The sequence below is a fragment of the Ruegeria sp. O5 genome (assembly GCF_056535105.1).
The window spans coordinates 197,687-216,365 of sequence record NZ_JBQERN010000003.1 but is presented as its reverse complement, the minus strand read 5'-3'; the positions used below and the strand labels follow the sequence as shown (position 1 = coordinate 216,365).

General features: G+C 58.4%; 16 protein-coding genes. 5 read left to right on the top strand and 11 right to left on the bottom strand.

The annotated features are described in order from the left end of the window. Genes ACR0M3_RS07165 through ACR0M3_RS07150 form a run of 4 tightly spaced genes read right to left on the bottom strand, consistent with a single transcriptional unit; the run spans nt 1 to nt 5,381 of the window. Nucleotides 1–1,164, bottom strand: coding sequence for a M20 aminoacylase family protein (locus ACR0M3_RS07165; RefSeq protein ID WP_480557501.1), 1,164 nt, complete (start codon nt 1,162–1,164; stop codon nt 1–3). A gap of 15 nt (nt 1,165–1,179) precedes the next feature. After that, nucleotides 1,180–2,346, bottom strand: coding sequence for a M20 aminoacylase family protein (locus tag ACR0M3_RS07160; RefSeq protein ID WP_480910059.1), 1,167 nt, complete (start codon nt 2,344–2,346; stop codon nt 1,180–1,182). A 43-nt stretch (nt 2,347–2,389) separates the two neighbouring features. Beyond that, the gene (argE, locus tag ACR0M3_RS07155) at nt 2,390–3,556 is read right to left on the bottom strand and encodes an acetylornithine deacetylase (protein WP_480831594.1); all 1,167 of its coding nucleotides are present in this window, start codon (nt 3,554–3,556) and stop codon (nt 2,390–2,392) included. A 4-nt stretch (nt 3,557–3,560) separates the two neighbouring features. Further along, nucleotides 3,561–5,381 (bottom strand): ABC transporter ATP-binding protein, encoded by a 1,821-nt coding sequence (locus tag ACR0M3_RS07150; protein WP_480910058.1) that lies wholly within the window; start codon nt 5,379–5,381, stop codon nt 3,561–3,563. Between the two features lie 285 nt (nt 5,382–5,666). On the opposite strand from ACR0M3_RS07150, the gene ACR0M3_RS07145 reads away from it, so the two are divergent. From ACR0M3_RS07145 to ACR0M3_RS07135, 3 genes are all read left to right on the top strand, one after another. After that, the gene (locus tag ACR0M3_RS07145) at nt 5,667–7,373 is read left to right on the top strand and encodes a peptide ABC transporter substrate-binding protein (RefSeq protein ID WP_480486243.1); all 1,707 of its coding nucleotides are present in this window, start codon (nt 5,667–5,669) and stop codon (nt 7,371–7,373) included. Between the two features lie 93 nt (nt 7,374–7,466). Then, entirely contained in the window at nt 7,467–8,474 is a 1,008-nt protein-coding gene (locus tag ACR0M3_RS07140; protein WP_209504480.1) for an ABC transporter permease, read from the top strand. Continuing rightward, on the top strand, nt 8,467–9,447 hold the full coding sequence (locus tag ACR0M3_RS07135; RefSeq protein ID WP_267366742.1) for an ABC transporter permease: 981 nt from the start codon (nt 8,467–8,469) through the stop codon (nt 9,445–9,447). The genes ACR0M3_RS07140 and ACR0M3_RS07135 overlap by 8 nt, the downstream gene beginning before the upstream one ends. A 6-nt stretch (nt 9,448–9,453) precedes the next feature. Here the strand turns inward: ACR0M3_RS07135 and ACR0M3_RS07130 are convergent, their stop codons facing one another. The 6 genes from ACR0M3_RS07130 to ACR0M3_RS07105 form a co-directional block, all read right to left on the bottom strand. Beyond that, entirely contained in the window at nt 9,454–10,551 is a 1,098-nt protein-coding gene (locus tag ACR0M3_RS07130; RefSeq protein WP_480910057.1) for an MFS transporter, read from the bottom strand. A gap of 107 nt (nt 10,552–10,658) precedes the next feature. Next, nucleotides 10,659–11,936, bottom strand: coding sequence for a DUF3422 family protein (locus tag ACR0M3_RS07125; RefSeq protein ID WP_480910056.1), 1,278 nt, complete (start codon nt 11,934–11,936; stop codon nt 10,659–10,661). 109 nt (nt 11,937–12,045) lie between these two features. Continuing rightward, nucleotides 12,046–12,402: a VOC family protein gene (locus ACR0M3_RS07120; RefSeq protein WP_209504483.1), complete on the bottom strand. Its 357-nt coding sequence runs from the start codon at nt 12,400–12,402 to the stop codon at nt 12,046–12,048. Between the two features lie 155 nt (nt 12,403–12,557). Then, the gene (locus tag ACR0M3_RS07115; protein WP_480910055.1) at nt 12,558–14,012 is read right to left on the bottom strand and encodes an NAD(P)(+) transhydrogenase (Re/Si-specific) subunit beta; all 1,455 of its coding nucleotides are present in this window, start codon (nt 14,010–14,012) and stop codon (nt 12,558–12,560) included. A 13-nt stretch (nt 14,013–14,025) separates the two neighbouring features. Then, entirely contained in the window at nt 14,026–15,597 is a 1,572-nt protein-coding gene (locus ACR0M3_RS07110) for a Re/Si-specific NAD(P)(+) transhydrogenase subunit alpha (protein ID WP_480481810.1), read from the bottom strand. Nucleotides 15,598–15,726: 129 nt separating this feature from the next. Continuing rightward, nucleotides 15,727–16,176 (bottom strand): methyltransferase family protein, encoded by a 450-nt coding sequence (locus tag ACR0M3_RS07105; RefSeq protein ID WP_267364290.1) that lies wholly within the window; start codon nt 16,174–16,176, stop codon nt 15,727–15,729. A 172-nt stretch (nt 16,177–16,348) separates the two neighbouring features. Between ACR0M3_RS07105 and kynU the strand changes: the two genes are divergently transcribed. Beyond that, on the top strand, nt 16,349–17,542 hold the full coding sequence (kynU, locus tag ACR0M3_RS07100; protein WP_480506283.1) for a kynureninase: 1,194 nt from the start codon (nt 16,349–16,351) through the stop codon (nt 17,540–17,542). On the opposite strand, the gene ACR0M3_RS07095 is transcribed toward kynU, so the two are convergent. Then, the gene (locus ACR0M3_RS07095) at nt 17,535–18,113 is read right to left on the bottom strand and encodes a TetR/AcrR family transcriptional regulator (protein WP_480506282.1); all 579 of its coding nucleotides are present in this window, start codon (nt 18,111–18,113) and stop codon (nt 17,535–17,537) included. The two genes, kynU and ACR0M3_RS07095, sit on opposite strands and share 8 nt — an antisense overlap. A gap of 98 nt (nt 18,114–18,211) precedes the next feature. Between ACR0M3_RS07095 and ACR0M3_RS07090 the strand changes: the two genes are divergently transcribed. Next, the gene (locus ACR0M3_RS07090; RefSeq protein ID WP_480506281.1) at nt 18,212–18,676 is read left to right on the top strand and encodes a (2Fe-2S)-binding protein; all 465 of its coding nucleotides are present in this window, start codon (nt 18,212–18,214) and stop codon (nt 18,674–18,676) included. The last annotated feature ends 3 nt before the right edge of the window (nt 18,677–18,679 follow it).

The following is an 18,679-nucleotide window of genomic DNA, read 5'->3' as shown; positions in this document are numbered from 1 at the left end:
TCACGCCGCCGGCATCCGGCGCTCGACCATTTCCGCAAACCACGAGCACCCAATGGGGATGATCTCGTCATTGAAATTGTATTCGGGGTGGTGCAGCCCGGCACTGTCACCGTTGCCCAAGACGATGAATGCCCCGGGCCTCTCTTCCAGCATGAACGAGAAATCCTCGCCCCCCATCACCATCGGCGCTTCAATGCAACTGCCCCCGACCGACACCGCAGCCTCTGCTGCATATCCCGTCTGGGCTTCGGCATTGATCGTCACTGGAACACCGCGCGTATAGGTGACGTTCACGGACCCGCCAAATGTTGCGGCGGTCCCTTCCGAGACTTCCTTCAGCCGTTGTTCGATCAGGTCGCGCAACTCGTTGGAATGGGTCCGAACGGTGCCGCGTATCCGCGCCGATTGCGGGATCACGTTGAACGCTTTCGAAGATGTCTCGACCGAGGTCACAGACAGCACGGCCTGCAAAATCGGATCCGCGTTGCGCGACACGATCGTCTGCAACGCCACGATCAGCTGCGACAGCATCACCGTTGTATCAATCGTCTGATGAGGTTTTGCCGCGTGGCCGCCGCGCCCTTCAAGTTGGATGTCAAACTCGTCCGCCGCTGCCAGCAACGGGCCTGAGCGAATGGCAAACTGCCCGGTGGGAACACCCGGCACATTGTGCATCGCATAGATTTCCTGAATGCCGAACCGATCCATCAGACCGTCCTTGCACATGGCCTCGGCGCCATTCCCACCCTCTTCGGCAGGCTGAAAGATCACAATTGCCGTGCCATCAAAGTTGCGGGTTTCCGCCAGATACTTGGCGGCCCCCAAAACCATCGCAGTATGCCCGTCATGACCGCAGGCATGCATCGCATTCGGTATTTCTGAGGCATAGTCCAACCCGGTCTGTTCCTGCATCGGCAGGGCATCCATATCGGCGCGCAAGCCAATCACACGGCCCCGCGTGTCGCTTTTGCCGCGAATGACCCCGACGACTCCGGTGCGACCGATGCCGGTCACGACCTCGTCGCAACCAAACTCGTTCAGCTTTTCCGCAACCAGCGCACTGGTGCGGTGGGTGTCGTACAGAATTTCCGGGTGTTGGTGAATGTCACGCCGCCAACCGGTGATCTCATCATGCATCTCTGCGAGACGGTTCTTGATCGGCATGTCATTCTCCCTGTTTCATGCGACAGGCAATCGTCGTTCCACAAGCTCGGCAAACCAGCTGCAACCGGCGGGGATCGCGTCGTCGTCAAAGTTGTATTGCGGGTGGTGGCACATGGCCGTATCCCCGTTCCCGATAAAGATGTACGCGCCGGGGCGTTCTTCAAGCATATAGGCAAAATCTTCGGACGGCATGACCGGGTCCGTGCTGTCATTGACCTTGCCCGCAACCGCTGCTGCCGCCTCGGCCGCATAGCCCGTCTCAGCCTCGGAATTCACTGTCACCGGGTATCCCGGTGTCCAGATAACCTCCGCCTTCGCGCCAAAGGCCGAGGCCGTATCCTCGGCGATCCGGCGCACGCGTTCTTCGGCGATTGTGCGATATTCGGGGTCAAGTGTCCGCACGGTTCCCTGCAAACGAACCGTATGAGCTATCACGTTTGACGCTACGCTGTCCGTCACAAACGTCCCAACGGTGAGGACAACTCGCTTGATCGGGTCAACGGTCCGGGACACCACCGATTGCAAGGCAACAACGATGTGCGAGGCCACCAGCGTTGTATCCACTGCCTCGTGCGGTGCAGCGGCGTGTCCGCCCTTGCCAGTGACGGTGATTTCAAACTCATCGGACGAGGCCAGCAACGCGCCAGGGCGAATTGCGAACTCTCCCACCGGAAGACCGGGCATATTGTGCATGCCATAGACCTCGTGAATGCCCCAGCGGTCCATCAACCCGTCCTGACACATGGCCAGACCGCCGGCCCCGCCTTCCTCGGCAGGCTGGAAGATCAGAACTACGGTGCCATCGAAATTGCGCGTTTCGGTAAGGTACTGCGCGGCCCCAAGCAGCATCGAAGTATGCCCGTCATGACCGCAGGCGTGCATCTTGCCCGACACGGTCGAGGCATAGTCCAGCCCTGTCGCCTCTTCAATCGGAAGCGCGTCCATGTCTGCACGCAGGCCGATGACGCGCCCCTGCGTGTCCGTGCGCCCTTTGATCACCCCGACAACGCCCGTTTTGCCAACGCCCGGAGTGATCTCGTCCACTCCAAATTCTTTCAGACGGGCAGCGACAAACGCCGCAGTTTCATGGACGTCATACATCAGCTCCGGATGGGCGTGCAGGTGGCGACGCCATTCGGTGATCTCGCCATGCATTTTTGCAAGTCTGTTTTTTACGGGCATCTCAAGACCTCCCTCTCAACCGCTGACACCATTTTAGACCGGGCTAGGCGCATAGTTTTTCAACCAATCGCTGCATGAATTTATGACCGGCTTCGAATTGTTCAATCGTAATGAACTCATTCGGCTGATGGGCCTGCGCTATGTCTCCGGGTCCGCATATCACGGCAGAATACCCGGCCTCCTGAAATTGGCCTGCCTCGGTCCCATAACTGACCACATGGCTTGCGTTGTCTCCGGTCAGGGCGCGTACCAGAGCTTCGGCTTCACCATCCTCTTCCGGGATCAACCCCGGAATCGCGAAGTTTTCAGTCAGTTCGATGCGGGTATCCGGGTGAACGGCCTGCATCTGAGCCTCAACTTGCCGAACCTGTTCGAAATAGGCATCGCGCCATTGGGCCTGCGTTTCATCGGGCACAGTCCGGAAATCCATCATGAACCGGCAGTCTTTGGCGGTAATGTTATGGGCTGTTCCGCCTTCAATCATACCGACGTGGCAGGTTGTCCAGGGTGGATCGAACACGGCAGCAACGGTACTGGGTTGCGCCGCCATGTTTCGCGCGTTCTGTTGGTTGGCCCAGTCGATCAACGGGGCCGCCGCCATGATGGCGTTGACGCCTGTGTGCATGATCGAGCTGTGAACTTCGAACCCGACCATATGGGTGTCAAAGCCGAACCCACCCTTGTGACCCGTCACCGCCTGCATCATCGATGGTTCGCCCACAACCACCGCCGAGCCTTTGGGAAGAACGCCCTGCATCGCCTCGATCATCGGCGGCGCCCCGGTACACCCGACTTCCTCATCAAAACTCAGCGCAAGTTGGAGCGGTCGTTTCACACGTGCGTAATGCGCCTCGACCAGCGCCCAGATGGCAAGCGCATCAAATCCCTTCATGTCACAGGTGCCGCGCCCGAAATATTTGCCGTCCTCCTCGGTCACGGTGAAGGGGTCGGTGTCCCAGGGTTGCCCGTCAACCGGTACGACATCCGTGTGCCCGGACAGCACAACTGCGCCTTCTTCCAAAGGGCCAACATGCGCAAAGATCGCCGCCTTATGCGGCTGATCCGGATCAGGCCAGCGGTGCGACGTGATCCCATGGCTTTGCAGGTATTCTTCCACCCAGTCGACCAACGGCAGGTTGGTGTCACGACTCACGGTTGGGAATGAGATCAGCTTGGTCATGATCTCAAGCGGCGTCAGGCGCTTGGCCATCGTGTCAGTACCCACTGTCTGTGGTCAGGATAAAGTGACCCGGTTCAACCTCTTGATATTGCGAGGGTTCCGGTTTGTAATCGACAGGATGGATCGGTGACGGGATCGGTTTGAAGTTCAGGTCTTTTTCAGTCTTTCGCTTGTTCGGATCAGCAATTGGAACTGCCTTCATCAACGCCTGCGTATAGGGGTGTTGCGGGTTTTCAAACACACGTGCACGCGGGCCCAGTTCCACAATGCGGCCCAGATACATAACGCCAACATAGTGGCTGACACGTTCAACCACGGCCATGTCATGGCTGATGAACAGATAGGACAGCCCCAAATCGGACTGCAGCTCCATCATCAGGTTCAGAACCTGCGCCTGAACCGACACGTCGAGGGCCGAGACTGCCTCATCCGCGATGATCAGCTTGGGGTTCAGGGCCAGTGCGCGGGCAATCGCGATCCGCTGGCGCTGTCCTCCGGACATTTCATGCGGGAAACGACGCATGAAGCTGCGCGGCAGCTGCACCTTGTCAAACAACTGCGCGACGCGGTCCTGCAACTCTGATCCCGACGCCACGCCATAGTTGCGCATCGGCTCGGCAACCTGATCGACCAACTGCATCTGTGGGTTCAGCGAGGCGAACGGGTCCTGAAAGATCATCTGCATGTCCAACCGCGCCTTGCGCAGGCCGGACGGGTCCAGCTTCATGATATCGACACCGTCCAGATTGACCTCACCCGCCATCGGCTCGACCAGCCGCAGGATCGAACGCCCGGCCGAGGACTTGCCGCACCCGGATTCGCCCACAAGGCTGAGTGTCTGACCTTTGTTCAGTGTGAATGACACATCCTCGACCGCATGAACGTTCGAGATCGTGCGCCGCAGAAGACCACCTTTGACCGGGAACCGCGTGGTCAGGTTCTTTACGGTCAACAAAACTTCTTCGGTTCCGGGAATGGGCGCAATTTTCTGCCCCTCGACACCCAGCAACTTCATCGGTTCAGGTGCCGACTTGCCCTGCATTTCACCCAGCTTCGGTACTGCGGCCAAAAGGGCCTTGGTGTAATCATGCTGCGGGTTTTCAAAGATTTCCTTGACGGTCCCCTCTTCGACCTTGTTGCCGCGATACATGACAACAACACGGTCAGCCATCTGGGCAACCACGGCCATGTCGTGGGTGATGAACATCACCGCAGTTCCGGTTTCGCGCTTGAGACGATCCATCAGGGCCAGGATCTCGGCCTGAATGGTCACGTCCAGCGCTGTGGTTGGTTCATCGGCGATCAGCAGGCGGGGTTCGCAGGCCATGGCCATCGCGATGACGACACGCTGGCGCATCCCGCCCGACAGCTCGTGCGGGTATTGTTTCAGACGACGCTCGGGCTCGGGGATGCGAACCTGGCGCAGCAACTCAAGCGCCCGGTCCTCGGCCTGTGCCTTTGACATCTGCTTGTGGATGCGCAGACCTTCGGTCAACTGGCGGCCAACGGTAAAAACCGGATTAAGCGCCGTCATCGGCTCCTGAAAAATCATCCCGATCTCGTTGCCGCGAATCTGTTTCATCAGATCCGGATCGGCTTTGGACAGGTCCATCTCGCTCCCGTCGCGGCGGTCAAACAGAAGTTCACCACCCGCGATTTCGCCACCTCCGAACTCGACCAGCCGCATCAGCGACAGCGACGACACCGATTTCCCCGAGCCCGATTCGCCAACGATACAAACGGTTTCACCCGGTTTGACCTCGAACGAGACATCCTCAACACCGACAACGGGGCCATCCTTCGTCTGAAACTCCACCCGCAGTTTTTTAATCTGTGCAATAGGCTGATCCAGCACGCGCGCGCTCCCTTGACGACGGTATTCTTTTTCTGAATTCCGAACGCTAAGGCGGGCCGCCGGGAAAAGTCAAACCCATTACACATTTTCGCGACGGCACTACTTGCATTTTTCTCAGGTTCTGTTTCGATACGCCATGTAACCGACCTGGGGAGGCGGCGCAGACCGAAATCGTTAGCGCTATTATCTTTGTTGATCAGAACCTTACCTTGGGGCGGCAACGCCAAACCCGCAGGCCTTGCGGAGATAATCGAGACACGAACGTGTCCAACTTGGGAGTAACTTATGAAAATCAAAACCCTTTTGCTTGGTGCGATTGCAAGCACGGCGATGGCCCCTGTGGCTATGGCCGAGCGTGGATCGGACGGCAATGTCAGCATCATTTACTGGCAGGCTCCGTCGATCCTGAACCCGTACCTGTCCTCGGGCACCAAAGACATCGAATCGGCTTCGTTGGTGATTGAACCGCTCGGTCGCTATGACCAAGACGGGAACCTTGTAGCCTATCTCGCCGAGGATATCCCGACCGTGGAAAACGGTGGTGTTTCGTCGGATCTGAAATCGATCACGTGGAAGCTGAAATCCGGTTTGGTCTGGTCCGATGGATCGCCCGTGACGTCGGCCGACGTAAAGTTCACCGCGGATTATTGCATGCATCCGGAAGGTGGTTGCGCCCAGCTTGCCAAGTTTGAAGGCGTCGAAAGCGTCGAGGCAATCGACGATCTGACCATCAAGGTCAACTTTGCCGAACCAAAGCCGAACCCCTATGGCCCATTCATGGGTGGCCAGTCCCCAATTATCCAGATGGCCCAGTTTCAGAACTGCATGGGCTCCAAGGCGCCCGAATGTACAGATCAGAACTTTGGCCCGATCGGAACCGGCCCGTTTGTGGTGGACGAATTCAAGCCAAACGACGTGATCACCATGTCGGCCAACCCGAACTATCGTGACCCGAACAAGCCCGCTTTTGCCACGCTGACCTTCAAAGGTGGCGGTGATGCGACAGCGGCTGGCCGTGCTGTGATGGAAACCGGCGAATTCGACTATGCGTGGAACCTGCAACTGGCGCCCGAAGTCATCGAGCAGATGAAAGAAGGCGGCAAGGGTACTCCGATCGCGGCGTTCGGGACCTTGGTTGAACGGATCGAAATGAACATGACGGATCCGTCCCCCAGCCTGCCTGAAGGTGAACGTTCAACCGCAAAACATCCGCACCCGGCCTTGTCGGAACTGGCGGTTCGCAAGGCACTGTCGATGGCAATCGACCGTGATCTGCTGGTTGAGATTGGCTACGGCCAAGCCGGTCGCCCGACCTGCAACCTGGTACCGGCCCCGGCATTGTACGCAAGCGACAACACCGAATGTCTGACACAGGACATCGACGGCGCGAACCAGATGCTGGAAGAAGCCGGTTGGGTGAAAGGTGCTGACGGTGTCCGCGCCAAGGATGGTGTAAGACTGTCGCTGGTCTATCAAACCTCGACCAACGCTGTTCGTCAGGACTTCCAGGCGCTGATCAAGGAATGGTGGAGCCAGATCGGTGTTGAAACCGAGCTGCGCAACATCAACGCGTCGGTCTTCTTTGGTGGTGACCCGGGCAGCCCGGACACGTTCCAGCGTTTCTATGCAGACGTTGAAATGTACGCCAACAACTTCGATGGCACCGATCCGGAAAGCTATCTTGCGCAGCACACCTGTGACAAGGCACCGAAACCGGAAAGCCAGTGGCAGGGCGAGAACATCAACCGCTATTGTGATGCCGAGTACGACAAGCTGGTGGCCGAACTGGGCCGCACCGGCGAGCTTGAAAAACGTGGCGAAATTGCCCGTAAACTCAACGATATGCTGACCAAGGACAGCTATGTCGTGGTTCCGCTGGTTGATCGTGGACGGGTCTCTGCACATTCCAACACATTGGGTGGCGTGATCCTGAACACTTGGGACAGCGAGCTTTGGAACGTTGCGGACTGGTACCGCAAGACCGGGTCCTAAGCGTTAAACCTGCCAAGCCGCGCCCCGATCTTCGGGGCGCGGTCATTTGCAGGCCGCTCCAACAAGAAGACGCATCAACAAAGGCGCCTTTGAATGCTCAACTTTACAATCAGACGACTGGTGTTGGCCGTGCCCACACTGCTGTTCATCAGCCTCGTCATCTTCCTGCTGCTCGAGCTTGCCCCTGGCGACCCGATGGCACAGGTTCCACTCACCGTTCCCCCGGAAGTCAAAGAGAAGATGCGCGAGGCGCTTGGCCTCGGCCAGCCGATGCATATCCGGTTCTGGAAATGGATCGTGCAGTTCTTCTGGATTGAACCGCAGGTATTGGTCGATTCTGTATTTGGTACAACCTTCTCCGAAGGCGACCTGCGCGTGATTTCCTGGCAGACCCGTTCGCCGGTAATGGACATCGTCGTTCAGCGTATCCCGCAGACCCTGTGGGTTGTCGGCACCGCCTATGTGGTCGCCATCCTGATCGCGCTGCCCATCGGCATCTATTCGGCCTACCGTCAGTATTCCTGGTTCGACCAGATGGGTACTTTCGTGTCGATGGTCGGCTTTTCCGTTCCACCCTTCTTTTCGGGCGTGCTGGTAATCGTGATCTTTTCAGTCCAGCTGGGCTGGTTCCCGTCGATCTATGACACCACGCTGGTGGTCAACAGCTGGGACAGCTTTGTTGTGCAGCTCAAACAGATGATCATGCCGGTCATGGTTCTGGCCTTGCAGATCACCGCACAACTCAGCCGGTTCATGCGCGCGTCCATGCTGGATAACCTCAATCAGGATTACGTTCGCACCGCCCGCGCCAAGGGTCTCAGCGAATATACCGTGGTCATGGTTCACGTCCTGCGAAACTCGATGATCCCGGTGGTCACCGTGATCGCGCTGGGTATTCCGTCCATCTTTGGTGGCGCCATCATCACCGAGCAGGTGTTCAAGGTGAACGGAATCGGGCAGTTGCTGATCGGCGCGATTCAGGCCAATGATCTGCCGATGGTGCAAACCCTGACCTTTATTTTCGCCGTACTGATCGTGTTGTTCAACCTGATCGCTGACGTACTTTATGGCATTCTGGACCCGAGGATTCGATATGACTGATCATGATCGTACCGATACGCTGGTCCCGGACGAAGGACTTGCACCAGCTTCAACCGCCTTGCCGACAGCCGACGTGATGGAAGAACTGGCCACCCCTCCCCGCAGCCAATGGCGCGATGTTTGGGATCAGTTCAAGACCCACAAAGGCGCAATGGTCGGGGCGATCCTGTTTATCATCATCGTTGCCGGTGTCTATCTGGGCCCGTATCTGTGGAGCATTGATCCAACCCAGATCGATATCCGGTCGCGCAATCAGGGGCCCAGTTGGGCGCATCCCTTTGGCACCGACCAATTGGGTCGCGACATTCTTGCGCGCATGATGTCGGGTGGTCAAACCTCAGTCTCGGTTGGCATAACCGCAATGTTGCTGGCGCTGTTTCTGGGTTCGTTCATCGGCGTTCTGGCGGGATTCTTCAGGCGGCTCGATGGGCCGCTGATGCGCCTGACCGACCTGTTTCTGGCCCTGCCCCTGCTGCCTTTGCTGCTGGTCATGATGCTTCTGTTCCGCGAGCCCCTGTCAGCGGCTTTCGGGCTGGAGCGCGGGATCTTCATCCTGATCGTCTGCGCCATCGGCATCACCTCATGGATGCCGACTGCACGGATCGTGCGCGGTGACGTCCTGGCCATCAAGGAACGTGAATTCGTTCTGGCCGCACGCTCCATCGGCACCAGCAACAGCCAGATCATCACGCGGCATATCCTGCCGAACGTTCTTTCGCCGATCATGGTGTCGGCAACACTGGGGATTGCCACAGCGATCATCACCGAAAGCGCGCTGTCCTTCCTTGGGCTGGGCTTCCCGCCCGACTTCCCGACATGGGGCCGCCTGTTGTTTGATGGTGTCGACTATCTTCAGCAATACCCCGAGCGTGTATTCTGGCCCGGTCTGGCAATCTCGCTGACTGTTCTGAGCGTCAACTATCTGGGTGATGGTCTGCGCGACGCGCTGGATCCCCGCATTCGCGGACGCTGAAACAAGTTAGTCGGCGCGCTTCAGCGCGCCGGCCAACAGCACGATCAGAACGGCCAATGGCAACAGCACGGCGAACGCCAGACGCAGGCCGAACAGTTCCGCCAAAAATCCGATCAGCGGCGGCCCAATCAACAGCCCGCCATATCCCAGCGTAGCTACACTCGCGATGGCTTGCCCCGGCGGCACATGCGGATCGCTGGCTGCACGGCTGAACGCCAGCGGCATGATCACCGCATACCCTATACCCATCAGCGCAAACCCCGCCAATGCGGGCAAGGGCACGACCGAAGAAACCACAACGAAAACGCCCAGTGCCGCGCAGATCCCGCCAAACCGAGCCGTGGCGGCAGGACCAAACCAAGTGATGACAACAGCACCTGCAAGTCGAAACGCAACCATCGCCACGGAAAACACGGCATAGCCCAATGCGGCAACACTTTCGGGCGCACCGGACACGTCTCGCAGGAAAATCGCGCTCCAGTCCGCGACGGCGCCTTCACCCAATGCACCGCACATGGCCGCGAATCCGACCAGTATCAGCGCGCCCGAGGGCAAAGCAAAAACCGAGCTTTTTGACCGTTCGGACCGATTCGACGTCCAACGCACCCACGACAAGGCCAGCGCGAAGGCAACAACCGCGCCACCCGCCAATAGGAAATGCACCAGAACCGTCAGCCCCATCTGAACTGCCACATACCCGCTGAGCGCGCCAAGACCGGCCCCAAGGCTCCACATGGCGTGGAATGACGACATTACGGGTTTGTCATAAGCTTGCTCGACCTCGGCGGCCCAGGCATTCATTGCCACATCCATCGATCCGTGGAACGCGCCGAAAACAAACAAACAAAACGCCAGCGCCCAAAACCCGCCAGCAACAGCAAGCAGAACCAGCGACAGCGTGTACAGAACGGCCACTATCCGGGTTACCGAGACTGCGCCATACCGATCCGTCAACCGCCCTGTGACCGGAAACGAACAGACAGCCCCGGCTGCCATGAACAACAACCCGTACCCCAACGCGTCATGGGACAGCTCCAACCGGTCGCGCACGGCCGGAATGCGCGAGGCCCAGATGCCAAACAAGGCCCCGTTCAGGATGAACATGGCCGCAACTGCCCGCCATGCCGAGAAAACGCCTATCAACAGAGAACCTCGTGCTGTCCGCCCGCCCCACCTGTTCTACAGGTTGGGCGCAAATTGGCAATTGCAGCTTAACCCAGGCGTTTGCGGATACGCCGAACGGCGAACCATACGCCCGCTACAACCGGGATCGTCGCCGCCGCCGTCAGCATTCCCTTGCTTATACCGGTGGCCGTCAACGGATACAGAAGGTAGCCAACCAGTGAGACCGCGTAATAACTGATGGCCACCACAGAAAGCCCCTCGACCGTGTGTTGCAAGCGCAAGGCAAGATCGGCCCGACGATCCATGCTTTCCAACAGGGCCTGATTTTGTGCACTCCGCTCGACGTCCACCCTTGTGCGCAGCAACTCACCCGCACGGATCGCCCGGTCAGACAGCGCCTGCAGGCGGCGTTCGGTTGATTTCACGGTACGGATCGCAGGGTCATAACGGCGCATCATGAAATCGGCAAAGCTTTGGCCGCCTTCGAACCTTTCCTCGCGCAGGACGTCGATCCGTTGATTCACCAGCGCCTCGTAAGCGCCGGTTGCCCCAAACCGGAACGAACTGCGGGCCGATATGGTCTCGAGCTCGGTCGATGTGGCCAGCAATTGAGGCAACAGCGCATCTGGTGGTGTGGTGTCATCTGTCATTTCAACCATCAGCTTCGCCAGCTGGGCGTCCAGTTCCTCGATCCGGGGGGCCAATTGTTTGACGCGGGCAAAGCCAAGCATCGACATCGCCTTGTATGTCTCGATCTCGCACAGCCGCTGGATAATACGCCCTGTTCGGCGCGTGCCCGTGCCTTCGGTCACGAACAGGGCAAAACGCATGTGACCAGCCGGGTCGATGCGGAAATCACTGGCGCAAATCGCCGAAGCATCCAACACCCGCGACACCGCCAGACTTTCAGGTTCGAACCAATCAGCCAGAGCGACCTTTACAGCTGCATCTTCCGGGCGCGGTACCACCCGCATTAGCAGCGAAGTGATCCTCTGGCCCGGGCTGGCCATCAGCCAATCTGGGGGAAACACTTCGAAATCAGCCGGGTTGAAAGGGCGGCCGCTGACGTTCGGCACAATCGCCGTATAGGTGACAAACTCTGTGTGCTGCTCCCATTTCAGCCAATGGCGTCCTATCTGCCCGGCATAATGCGTGGCCCCCGGCTGCGGATGTTGCGCCCCATGCCGGTCAAGCAGATCGATCAGATGCGCAATATCCTGATTGCGGTCCCGAGCGACGGCTGCTTCAGGCTTCTTGATCGCAATAAATGCGACCGTGCACGGCGTATCGGCGGCCGGAAACGGGCGGGCATGAAGTTCATTGGCCAGCGCATAGCGCAGCGGGTGATCATCGATTGGCGTCATTCAGAGGCTCCGATAGCGGTGTCCGCACTATACGTCACAACTCGGATACATCAATTCTTATTTTATTTCATATACTTACACGAATACAAAGGTATACAAACCGACTATCTCATTGATTTGGCTGCCACAGCTCGATCGGATTACCTTCCGGATCGTGAAGCCGCGCGAACTTTCCGATCTCACTGTCCCAGTCGGGGCGGGTCTCAACAGCGATTCCGGCAGCTTCAAGCTGCTGTATCATCGCGCCCAGATCGTCGACCCGAAAATTGATCATCCATTGCTGATCCGGGTTTCCGAAATACTCAGTGTCTTTCGCGAACGGCGCAAACACCGTATACCCTTCGCGTTGCTTCCAGGGCACCGGATCATAGTGGTTTACGCCCAGATGTTCTTCGTACCAGCGGCTTAATGCCTCGGGATCACTGGCCCGAAAAAATACGCCCCCGATACCGTTCACTTTCTCCATGCTTCGCTCCAACAATACGCATGTCTATTATACCACAACCCGCCCGCTTCATCTGGCCATAAATATCCTGGGGGTTTGGGGGCAAAGCCCCCAATAGTACAAGTAAAGAAAAGGGCGCCCAAAGGCGCCCTTTGCAATTGGATCAGACCGGTGGATCAATCGATCATCGGCAGCAGCTTGTCCAGCGATGCTTTGGCGTCGCCATAGAACATGCGGGTATTTTCCTTAAAGAACAGCGGGTTTTCGATACCCGAATACCCTGTACCCTGACCGCGTTTGGACACGAAGACCTGCTTGGCCTTCCAGCATTCCAGAACCGGCATACCGGCAATCGGGCTGTTGGGATCTTCCTGCGCCGCAGGGTTCACGATGTCATTCGAGCCGATGACGATGGCCACATCCGTATCCGGGAAGTCGTCATTGATCTCGTCCATTTCCAGAACGATATCATAGGGCACCTTCGCCTCGGCCAGCAGCACGTTCATATGGCCCGGCAAACGGCCCGCGACCGGGTGGATCGCAAAACGCACCTCTTTACCCTTGGCGCGCAGCTTACGGACCAGTTCACTGACCGATTGCTGTGCCTGCGCCACCGCCATCCCATAACCGGGAATGATGATAACGCTGTCGGCATCGTTCAGGGCTGCAGCAACGCCATCCGCCTCGATGGCCACCTGCTCGCCCTCAACGGCCATCTGTTCACCCTGCGGGCCACCAAAGCCGCCCAGAATCACGCTGACAAAGTGACGGTTCATCGCCTTGCACATGATGTAGGACAGGATTGCACCGCTTGAGCCCACCAGCGCACCGACCACGATCAGCAAGTCATTGCCCAGCGAGAAACCAATCGCCGCCGCGGCCCAGCCCGAATAGCTGTTCAGCATCGACACAACCACCGGCATGTCCGCGCCACCGATACCCATGATCAGATGATAACCGATGAACAGCGCCGCCAGGGTCATCAGGATCAGCGGCAACAGCCCGCCAGACGCAGTGTACCAGATCAGACAGATCAGCGAGAGACCCGCTGCCGCCGCGTTCAGCGCATGACCACCGGGCAGCTTTGTCGCCGCCGAAGTCAACTTACCCGCCAACTTGCCATAGGCCACGACCGAGCCGGTAAAGGTGATCGCACCAATGAAGATGCCAAGGAACAGTTCCACATGCAGGATTGCCAGTTCGGCCGGCGTCTTCTTGGCGATCAGTTTGGCAAAGGTGCCCAGATCATGCAGATCCGCCTCTTTCGCCGTATCCGCAATTGCCATGACTTGTGCCACGTTGCCGATTTCAAAATGCGCGTTGAAGCCGACGAACACAGCCGCCAGACCGACCAGTGAATGCATCGCGGCCACCAGCTGCGGCATCTCGGTCATCTGGACGCGCTGCGCCACGTATTGACCGATCAGACCGCCGCCAATGATCAGCAGGATCGACAGCAGCCACAGCCCAGAACCGGGGCCAACCAGCGTGGCAAAGACCGCCAGCGCCATACCGACGATGCCGTACCAGACCGCGCGCTTGGCGCTTTCCTGGTTCGACAACCCGCCAAGGGAAAGGATGAACAGAACAGCCGCAACAACATAGGCGGCAGTGGTGAAGCCAAATTCCATGTGCCCGGCCTCCTTAAGATTTCTGGAACATGGCGAGCATGCGCCGGGTTACGAGGAAGCCGCCGAAGATGTTGATCCCGGCCATGAAGACAGACAGTGCCGCCAGCAGAATGACCAGGAACGACCCCGATCCGATCTGCATCAAGGCCCCAACGATGATGATCGACGAGATCGCGTTGGTGATCGCCATCAGCGGCGTATGCAGGCTGTGCGAGACATTCCAGATCACCTGGAAGCCCACGAAAATGGCCAGCACGAAGACGATGAAATGCTGCATGAAGCTGGCCGGGGCAACCAGCCCCACCAGCAGCATCAGCGCACCGCCGACACCCAACAATGTAAACTGCTGCCTGGTCTGCGCCTTGAAGGCCGCAATCTCCTGCGCCTTTTTCTCTTCCGGGGTCAGTTCCTTGACCTCGGGCTTTTTCTGTGCGGCGATCGCCTGAATCTTGGGCGGCGGTGGCGGGAAGGTGATTTCACCTTCATGCGTCACGGTCGCGCCGCGGATCACATCGTCTTCCATGTTGTGATTGATCTGACCGTCCTTTTCGGGCGTCAGGTCTGTCATCATGTGACGGATGTTGGTGGCATAAAGCGACGAGGATTGTGCCGCCATCCGGCTGGGGAAGTCGGTATAACCGATTATGGTCACGCCATTGTTGGTGACAACTTTCTCATCCGGCACGGTGCCTTCGACGTTACCGCCACGCTCGGCTGCAAGGTCGATGATGACCGAACCCGGCTTCATCGCCTTGACCATATCCTCTAGCCACAGCTTGGGCGCCGGACGGTTGGGGATCAGGGCGGTGGTGATAACGATGTCCATCTCGGGCGCAAGTTCGCGGAACTTGGCCAGCTGGGCGTTGCGGAATTCTTCCGACTGGACCGAGGCATACCCGCCTGTGGCCGCGCCGTCCTGCTGCTCTTCTTCGAAGTCCAGATAGACGAACTCAGCCCCCATCGATTCGACCTGTTCGGCCACTTCAGGGCGCACGTCGAACGCGTAGGTGATCGCGCCCAGCGACGTGGACGTCCCGATTGCGGCCAGACCGGCCACACCGGCCCCAACGATCAGCACCTTGGCAGGAGGAACTTTACCGGCGGCGGTCACCTGGCCGGTGAAGAAACGGCCAAAGTTGTTGCCTGCCTCGATCACGGCGCGATAGCCTGCGATATTTGCCATCGACGACAGCGCGTCCATCTTCTGCGCGCGCGAGATGCGTGGCACCATCTCCATGGCGATCACGTTGGCGCCCTTGGATTTGGCCAGCTCCATTCCTTCTTCGTTGCCCGCAGGATTGAAGAACGAAATCAGGGTCTTGCCCTTGGTCAACCGTTTCAGTTCGGCCTCAGTCGGGATCCGAACCTTGGCAATGATATCCGCAGTCTTCCACAGCGACGCTGCGGTCTTGACCACCTCAACGCCTACGGCCTCGTATGCGGCATCCGAAAAACCGGCAGCCGCGCCCGCGCCTTTCTCGATCAGGCACTCATAGCCCAGTTTCTGCAATTGCACGGCCGAGTCGGGCGTCATTGCAACCCGGTTCTCACCGTCCAGTATTTCCTTTGGCGTGCCTATCTTCACTGGCAGTCCCCCTAATTTTTACTCTGTCCGAGCGGGTGGTCGGTATTCTTTGTTAAGCAAAGATGTATCCTGCGCAACATTATTTCGCAAGCGCAGCATTTTTTACGTGACATCACAAGATCAGCCACTTTAGATCCAACGCCGCGTCTTGCGTTCATAGCGTGCGAAATCCGTGCGGAACTGCCGGCGCAGGCGGTCTTCTTCCGGCAGGATAAACCGGCGCTCCAGCACCCAGACGAAGACCGGAACCAAAACCAGTGACAACACGGCGTCAAACCGCAGAATCAAACCCGCAAGAATCAGTACGTCCCCGACGTAGATCGGGTTTCGACTGCGTTTGTAGATGCCCGTTTGCACCATCGCGGTCGGTGTCTCATGGGGAATGACGGTTGTTTTATGGCGGCGAAACTCGACAATGGCCAGAACGGCCATCAGAACGCCACCGCCGATCAGAACTCCACTGAGAAGGTCGGTCAGGCCGCTCTCTAGTGACAGGCCCAGCGCCATGTATCTGGCTTGTGCCCATGCCAGCACCGCAAAAGCGATCAACCAAACTGGCGGTACATCTATCCAGCGCATTCTAAGCCCTCATGAACGACGACGGTGTCGGGTGTGTGTCGCTTCTGACCGACGTCCTACCGTTTTTCGGCCAGATTAGCAAAAGACCAGTATGTCGCATCGATAGACAGACATGTCAGGATCGGCTACCCCAAATGCAACAAAAGACGACCACACAAGTGAGTGAGCCTTCATGACCGATTTTGCAGCAACCAAAGCCATGTTCGACCTGCCCGAGGGCGTGATTTATCTGGACGGCAACTCTTTGGGCCCGCTGCCTAAAACGGCTGCGTCTCGTGTGCAGAACATGCTGACCGAGGAATGGGGGCAAATGCTGATCACCGGCTGGAACAAAGCCGGTTGGATGGGCCTTCCCATGGGGCTTGGAGATCGAATTGGCCGCCTGATCGGAGCCGAGCCAGGCAGCGTCGTGACCGGCGACACCCTGTCGATCAAGGTTTATCAGGCCGTGTCCTCTGCCCTTGAACTGAACCCGACCCGCAAGGTTGTGCTTTCCGACAATGGGAACTTTCCGTCAGACCTGTACATGGTCGATGGCCTGCTGCGATCCCTTGGGAGCCCATACGAACTGCGCGTCGTCGACCCGCAGGACGTCGCAGATGCAATCACCGAAGAGGTCGCAGTCCTGATGCTGACCGAAGTGGATTACCGCACGGGCCGGATGCACGACATGAAGGCACTGACGGAACTGGCCCACGCCAACGGTGTCGTGACGGTTTGGGATCTGGCGCATTCCGCAGGGGCCATTCCCGTTGACCTTGCAGGGTGCAATGCGGATTTCGCAGTCGGGTGTACTTATAAATACCTCAATGGCGGCCCCGGTGCGCCCGCGTTCATTTATGTTGCGCCCCGACTGGCAGATAGTGTGCGCCCGGCCCTGTCCGGCTGGCTGGGGCACGAAGAGCCCTTTGCCTTTGACCTGGACTATCGCCCCGGAAGCGGGATTGAGCGTATGCGCGTGGGAACACCTCCGATCATCCAAATGACCGCGCTGTCGGCGGCCATGGATATCTGGGATATGGCCGACATGGCGGATGTGCGCGCCAAGTCCATTGAATTGACCGAGCTTTTCATTCGTCAGGTCGAGGCGACCTGCCCAGACTTGCAATTGGACAGTCCGCGCGCGCCCGAGCAGCGTGGCAGTCAGGTTTCATTCCGCTTCAAGGAAGGCTATGCCGCGATGCAAGCGCTGATCGCGCGTGGTGTCGTCGGAGATTTCCGCGCACCTGACACAATGCGGTTTGGTTTCACGCCGCTGTATATCGATGAAAGCGATGTCGAGCGTGCAGTCGGGATTCTGGCGGATGTCATGCAGAACAAGCTTTGGGACACGCCCGAGTACAAAACCCGGCAGCGCGTTACCTGATTTCCAGCCCGGCCCCGATCAGGGCCGCCAACTGGTTGGTGCGCCTTTCAAATTCCTCGGCGTCTGACGCAGTCAGCTTGATCCCCTTCAGCGTGACCGTAAGTGTTTTCGCCGTTTCTTCAGGCGTGTCGAACAGACGAACGCGGCCAGCACCCTGCTCTCGCCTCAGCCATTCGGCATAAAGCGCGGTTAGTTCACCTTCGCCCCGTTCGACAATGTCGATGGCCATGGATTTGGTCGTGTCCAGCATCTCAAGCCCATGCGGCGACGCCAAAATCGCAGCCATGCCCTCGGTCTGGGCGTGGATCGCCTTTCTGGCAAGTTCTGAAACCGAGCCTTCGCTGTTCAGCGCCGCGGCCACCACTGCGGACTTTTCCTCGTAATGCCGTTCAGTCAGCTTGCGAACGATCGCTTCCTTGTTCCTGTAATACAGATAAACCGCTGGCCGTGACATCCCCGCACCGCGCGCAATGTCATCCATCGAGGTCTTGCGGAACCCGTATGCGGAAAAGGCCTGAAAAGCAGATGCTAGGATCGCTTTCTGCCGGGATTCGTCACTCGTATCTTTCATGCGCAAATCTCTGACATTTTTTGTGTAATTTGTCAATTGACAGACTGACACTTCACAACCATTATGTCAGAACCTGCCACAGTTACAAAAGGTGCGCCATGGCGACGGCCCTGAAGATTAACGGAACTCCTCATCAGATCGACCTGCCGGATGATGTCCCCCTGCTTTGGGTTCTGAGGGATGAGGTTGGCCTGACCGGCACCAAGTTTGGCTGTGGCGTCGCCGCTTGCGGCGCCTGTACGGTTCATATCGATGGCGAGGCGGTACGTTCGTGCCAAGTGGCGCTGTCGGATGTCTGGGGTGACGTGACCACAATCGAAGGCGTCGGCACGCCAGAAGCACTGGCTACGATCCAGCAATCCTGGGCTGACCATCAGGTGGCGCAATGTGGCTATTGCCAGTCGGGCCAGATCATGCAGGCCGCTGCCCTGCTTGCGGAGAACCCTGCGCCCACGGACGCAGAGATCGATGAGGCGATGCAGGGAAACCTGTGCCGCTGTGGCACCTACCCCCGCATCCGGGCCGCGATCCACGACGCAGCCTCCAAGTTGAAGGAGGCGTAAGAG